At 56.4% G+C, this 6,259-nt stretch carries 7 protein-coding genes; 6 read left to right on the forward strand and 1 reads right to left on the reverse strand.

What is annotated here, in order from left to right; genetic code table 11:
- The 6 genes from secF to AAAC48_RS23115 all read left to right on the forward strand — a co-directional run.
- The coding region (gene secF / locus AAAC48_RS23090) for a protein translocase subunit SecF (RefSeq protein WP_340656435.1) at positions 1-565 on the forward strand (565 nt) is incomplete at its 5' end.
- Between the two features lie 191 nt (positions 566-756).
- A complete protein-coding gene (gene ybaL / locus AAAC48_RS23095) occupies positions 757-2,517 on the forward strand; it encodes a YbaL family putative K(+) efflux transporter (protein WP_340656436.1) in 1,761 nt (586 codons plus the stop codon).
- 52 nt (positions 2,518-2,569) lie between these two features.
- Entirely contained in the window at positions 2,570-3,520 is a 951-nt protein-coding gene (locus AAAC48_RS23100; RefSeq protein ID WP_340656437.1) for a lysylphosphatidylglycerol synthase domain-containing protein, read from the forward strand.
- Positions 3,521-4,056: 536 nt separating this feature from the next.
- Complete coding sequence (locus AAAC48_RS23105) at positions 4,057-4,620, forward strand: alpha/beta hydrolase (protein WP_340656441.1); 564 nt, start codon at positions 4,057-4,059, stop codon at positions 4,618-4,620.
- Between the two features lie 88 nt (positions 4,621-4,708).
- Complete coding sequence (locus tag AAAC48_RS23110) at positions 4,709-4,942, forward strand: hypothetical protein (protein WP_340656438.1); 234 nt, start codon at positions 4,709-4,711, stop codon at positions 4,940-4,942.
- A gap of 318 nt (positions 4,943-5,260) precedes the next feature.
- Complete coding sequence (locus tag AAAC48_RS23115) at positions 5,261-5,710, forward strand: Rrf2 family transcriptional regulator (RefSeq protein ID WP_340656439.1); 450 nt, start codon at positions 5,261-5,263, stop codon at positions 5,708-5,710.
- 19 nt (positions 5,711-5,729) lie between these two features.
- Here AAAC48_RS23115 and AAAC48_RS23120 read toward each other — a convergent pair.
- Positions 5,730-6,259: thiazole synthase (locus AAAC48_RS23120; protein WP_340656440.1), on the reverse strand; the 530-nt coding region annotated here is incomplete at its 5' end.

The following is a 6,259-nucleotide window of genomic DNA, read 5'->3' on the forward strand; positions in this document are numbered from 1 at the left end:
CGGGCCAAAAGTCAGCGGTGAACTGGCGCGCTCCGGTATCATCGCCGTCGTACTCGCCAGCCTTGCCATGCTGATCTACATCTGGTGGCGGTTTGAATGGCACTTTGCGCTTGGTGCGATTGCCACGCTGATCCTCGATACCACCAAGACTGTCGGCTTCTTCGCGCTGATGGGGCTAGATTTCAACCTGACCGCCATTGCCGCGTTGCTGACGATCATCGGCTACTCGGTCAACGACAAGGTGGTGGTCTACGACCGCATGCGCGAGAACCTTCGCATCCACAAGAAAATGCCGCTGCGTCAGATCATCGATCTGAGTATCAACCAGACATTGGCGCGTTGTATCTATACATCGCTGACCGTCTTCCTTGCCATGCTTCCAATGGCAATCTGGGGTGGCAAGGCCGTGGAAAACTTCGCGCTGCCGATGCTCTTCGGCGTGATCATTGCCACAAGCTCCTCGCTCTTCATTGCGGCTCCCATCCTTCTGCTGCTTGGAACCTGGTGGGAAAAGAACCATGCGCATCGCATTGGTTCCAGCGAAAAGTCGGTGGCTCAAGGCTGATTGCCAGCCTTTCTTAGAGTCCAACGCTAACCATTTGCGGCGCAGGGAAAAAATCACATTTCCTGCGCCGCATATCGACGAAATCGGTTTGCAAGCCCTCCCCGGTACGCAATACTGCTGCGACAGGAGCCTGCCCGCAGGATCGCCATTTTTCATTCTTTCAACAGCTCACGAGGGGGAGACGCCGACATATGCCTCATGAAACGCCGCTGATTGCGACAATCGTCATTGGTCTTGTACTGGCCTTTATTTTCGGTGCGATTGCCAACCGTCTGCGTATTCCTCCCCTTGTCGGATATCTCGTCGCCGGTGTTCTAGCCGGCTCCCACACCCCCGGATTTGTCGCCGATCAGGAACTGGCGGCCGAACTCGCGGAAATCGGCGTCATCCTGCTGATGTTTGGCGTCGGCCTGCATTTCTCCCTGAAAGACCTTTTGTCAGTTCGTGCGATCGCCATTCCCGGGGCAATCGTACAAATCGTAGCGGCAACTTTGCTTGGCGCCGCCCTCGCATGGATTCTCGGCTGGAGCATGCAGGCGGGTCTGGTCTTTGGCCTCGCGCTCTCGGTCGCCAGTACCGTTGTCCTGTTGCGCGCCATGCAGGAGCGCCGCCTGATCGAGACGGAACGCGGTCGCATTGCTGTTGGCTGGCTGATCGTTGAAGATCTCGCAATGGTCCTGGCGCTGGTTCTGCTGCCCGCCATCGCCGGCGCGATAAATGGTGGCGGGGCAAATGACGGTGCGATAAATGCGGCCAGCGATCCCCTCGCTGCTTATCTCAATCTCGGCGTCGGCGGCGTCATCCTTCTGACGCTTGGCAAAGTTGCGGCCTTCGTCGCAGTCATGCTTATCGTCGGGCGCCGGGTCATCCCCTGGACCCTGCATGCAATCGCTCATACCGGATCGCGCGAGCTCTTCCGCCTTGCTGTTCTTGCGATTGCACTCGGTGTTGCCTTTGGTGCAGCAAAGCTCTTCGGCGTTTCACTGGCTCTCGGTGCCTTCTTCGCCGGCATGATCATGAGCGAGTCCGAACTCAGCCATCGGGCGGCGGAAGAATCCCTGCCATTGCGCGACGCTTTTGCCGTGCTGTTCTTCGTTTCTGTCGGCATGTTGTTCGACCCGATGACCATTATCAACGACCCGTTGCCGCTCCTTGCAACGCTCGCGATCATTGTTGTCGGCAAGTCGCTGGCGGCCTTCTTTATCGTCGTTGCATTTGGCTATCCGACCGGCACCGCGCTGACCATTTCCGCAAGTCTGGCGCAGATCGGCGAATTCTCCTTCATTCTGGCCGAACTCGGTGTGGGACTGGGCATGCTGCCCGAAGAAGGCCGCGATCTGATCCTGGGCGGCGCCATTCTGTCGATTCTCCTCAATCCACTCGTATTTGCCGCGGTGACCTATCTGAAGCCAAGGCTCGAAAAGCGCCTGCCGGCTGCGGCAGAGCCAGTTGCGGACGCTGGCGAGGCGGCGGTGGAGGAACCGGATGTCGAGGAGATCCAACCAACGACCCTTACCGATCATGCCGTACTGATCGGCTATGGCCGCGTCGGCAGTCTGGTGGGTGATGCCTTGAAGGAGGTTGGCAAACCCTTCCTGGTGATCGAGGACGCAGACAAGACCGTGGCGAAACTGCGTGACGAGAATATCGAGACGATAGTCGGCAACGCGGCCAATGGTGATGTTCTGGCCGCTGCCAATCTGGCCGGCGCACGTCAACTGATCCTCGCCATTCCGAATGCATTCGAGGCCGGGCAGATCGTCGTAAAGGCCCGCGCTGCCAATCCGGTTATCAGCATTCTGGCGCGGGCTCATTCCGACGCCGAGGTACAGCACCTGCAGGACCTTGGCGCCGATGCCGTCATCATGGGCGAGCGAGAAATCGCGCGCGGCATTGTAGCTCATATTCTTGACCTCGACGAACCGAAGCCCGAAGGCCAGCCCATTGACTGATTAATGACAAGAAAATGCATAAGGTGATGGGAATGGCAGGACCGAAAGAAGTATGAAGCTGAAGGATTATGTATGGCCGGTGATTGGGCTGGCTGCCGTCGGGATTTCCGTATGGCTCCTCTACAAGGAGTTGCGGAGCATCTCGCTGGACGACGTGATCCATAGTCTTTACGCCATTCCAACGCACCGCTGGATTCTGGCAGGGCTGTCATCGCTCGTCGCCTATGCGGCGCTTGCCGGTTATGATCGCATTGCGCTTTTGCACCTCCGCCGCAAGATTTCCTGGCTATTCATCGCTCTCTGCTCGTTCACCACCTATGCGCTTTCGCACAATATTGGTGCTTCGGTGCTGTCCGGCGCGGTGGTCCGATATCGTGCTTATTCCTCACAAGGCATGAGCGGACCCGAAATCGCGCTGTTAATTGCCTTCTGCTCGTTCACCTTCCTGCTCGGGATACTGACACTTAGCGCAGTGGTGCTCTTGATCGAGCCGGAGCTTTTGCAACGCTTCAACGCAGACCTGCCGCTGTCGTTGAGCTATATTCTCGGCTTTGGATCACTGGCAATCGTACTTCTGTATGTTTTTTTCAGTTGGCTGCATTTCAGGCCTTTGCGCATCCGCCGCTTTACACTTGAATATCCGCGACTGTCGGTCGTCGCGCAGCAACTGATCGTCGGCCCTCTTGAACTCATCGGCGCCGCCGCGATTATTTATTTCACGCTGCCCGCCGCCGGAAACCCCGGCTTCCTGGTCATTCTCGGTATTTTCCTCGTCTCGTTTTCAGCCGCGCTCATCTCCCACGCGCCCGGCGGCCTCGGTGTACTGGAACTGGTGTTTCTGACTGGCCTCCCCGACATGGATCAAGCAGACGTATTGGCCGCGCTGATCATCTTCCGGCTCTTCTATTTGCTTATCCCCTTCGCGCTGTCGCTCCTCGTTGTTCTGTTTTTCGAACGCTCACAACTATTGCTGCGTTGGTACAAGAAAGATGGCGATACCTAGGGTCAGGAGTGTTGATATGATCGAAATAGCGCCTGAAACGGCAAGAAGATGCAGCGCATGTTTCGATCCGGCTTTTCGCCGGATCGAAAAGATACATGCACAGCTTCATTCATTGGCGCATGGTCTCGTCCGAAAAGTCTGACAACTTTTCGGGACCATGCTCTGAGAGCTGCAAAGGGCGGGGTCTTTCCTCCGGCCGAGCGGTTCGCCACTTGAGATTGCGGCCGTTTCGACGTCCGCAGGATAGGGTCTTTTCGCCCGGTCACTTTGGAGCAAAGACTCGACAATGGATAACCATTGCCATCGCCTTTGCTCCGCTTATCGGAACGAAAAGCCTCCTACCATTTCGACCAGATTAATAGGTCCTGACCCTAACATGAAGCTGGTCCCGATTTTACGATAATCAATATTTCAGCAGCAATATTTTCCAGATTTCACGGACTTTAGTGCGCTATTCCTTCAAGGATGACCACCGCCGACCTATTTTAAGGTCGCTTCAGATTTTTCCTCCCAAGAAAATTTGTATGAAGGTGGCACTGATGACGACATTGATCATTCCAGGATATCGCGGCTCCGAAAAGGGGCATTGGCAGCGCCAATGGTTGGCCGAGGACGAGACAGCGCGCCTCGTCGAGCAGGACGACTGGGAAAACCCTGTCCTGTCGCAATGGCTCCATGTGCTCGAGGCGACCCTCGCCGAAACGCCCGGCGCCATTCTCGTTGCGCATAGCCTCGGCTGCGTGCTGGTGTCTCACCTTGCCAGCCGCCCATCGGCGGCCCATGTAGCCGGTGCTCTCCTGGTGGCGCCCGCTGATGCTGAGCGCATGGCCGTGCAGGATCCGAAATTTCGCAGCTTTGCGCCATTGCCGCGCCACAACCTCGGCTTCCCGTCGATCGTCGCCGCCAGCCGGGACGATCCGTACATGTCCTTCAACAAGGCACAAGCCCTTGCCGAAGTCTGGGGTTCTGGCTTCGTCGATATGCAATTTGCCGGGCATATCAATATCGAGAGCGGCTTCGGCTCATGGCCTGAGGCGCATATCCTCGCTGATTCCATGCGGCGGCCTCAGGAGGCCTTTCGCACGCAGCGGGCCGCTTGAGCCTGGGAGAGATCTGGCTCCATCCCAAGCCTGAACTGATCACTTGGAGTCTCGTGCACCAATATTGTCGCACGAGGCTCTAAACTAAATGGGCACCGGAAGTGCATCCGGTGCCCATTTTAATGCAATCAATCCTGAGCAGCGCTCACCAAAAACCGCGATGCTGCCAGCACCAGAGGAAATCTTCCTCCGTCCAGTTACGGTGCTTCTTGGCCGAGGCTTCCTCGCAATCGCGCTGCTTGGAATCGCGCGCATTTCGATCGAGCGTTTGGGCCGTAAAAATTTCCCGCCACAAGCGTTCAGCTCGATTAAAAATGCCTGATACTTCACTGTACATTGCGACCTCCATGAAACAATTCGGTTGCAGAGTGCAGTTGCCTTGTGGGTCAACCGATACCTGATGATGACGGCTTGAAATCATTTGTCAACAATCTCTACCAAGTTAATCGTGTAAAGAAGTGGCACCGATGAAACCGCCGACTTCCGGAAACTCTTAATGAATTATTATTTTTCAGCGCCTTACACGCTATTTTTAAGACATTTTTCTGCCGCAAAAAAACTCACTTTTTTAACATTTTTATACTAGAAAATGTCGCGCGAGGGACTATGACTGCACCACAACGGTAGTCAGGCAAACAAAATGATATCGCAAAAAGCCAAATATGCTCTGCGAGCGCTCGTCGTTCTTGCCAGGGCAGACGCCGCGAAGGCTCTCTTCATCTCGGACATCGCGGACGAACAGAATATCCCGAAGAAATTCCTCGAACAGATCCTGCTTGATCTGAAGCATCAGGGCATTGTCATGAGCCGCCGTGGCAAAATGGGCGGCTATCTGCTGCTCAAGCCAGCCGAAGACATCACCTTTGGCGAAGTTTTACGTCTCATCGATGGCCCGATCGCACCTCTGCCCTGCCTCAGCAAGATCGCCTATCGCCGCTGCGAGGATTGCGAGAGTGAAGCGACCTGCGAAATCCGCCACGTCTTCAATGAAGTGGCCAACGTCACGCGCGGCGTTCTCGACAAGACAACGATAGCCGATTGCCTCGTTTATGGTGACGACGGCAAGGTGGCCGAGATGCTGGATAGCTGACCAACTACCATCGGCTTTGCTAAGTAAAAACTGCCCTGCCGATCACTGGCGTCGACGGCACTGCCATCTCGCGCGGCTCCAGCATGCCTGCATGATAGGCCGCGTGCCCAGCCTCCGTTGCCTTGGCAAACGCACCTGCCATCCCCACGGGGTCGCCGGCTTTGGCAACGGCAGTGTTGAGCAAGATCGCGTCCAATCCCAGTTCCATCACAGTTGCCGCATGCGACGGACGCCCGAGACCTGCATCGACGATCAGCGGAATTTCCGGGAAATGGCCGCGTAAAGACCTCAGGGCATGCAAATTGAGCGGACCACGCGCTGAACCGATCGGCGCGCACCATGGCATCAGCACCTCGCATCCGGCATTCAGCAGCCGCTCGGCAACGACAAGATCATCGGTCATATAGGGAAACACCTTGAACCCGTCGTCGACAAGGATCCGCGCCGCCTCCACGAGGGAAAAAACGTCAGGCTGCAGCGTGTCGTGATTACCGATGACTTCGAGCTTGATCCAGTCGGTTGCGAAGACGTCCCGCGCCATCTGTGCCG

This window comes from Phyllobacterium sp. (assembly GCF_037994405.1).
Classification (GTDB): Bacteria; Pseudomonadota; Alphaproteobacteria; order Rhizobiales; family Rhizobiaceae; genus Phyllobacterium.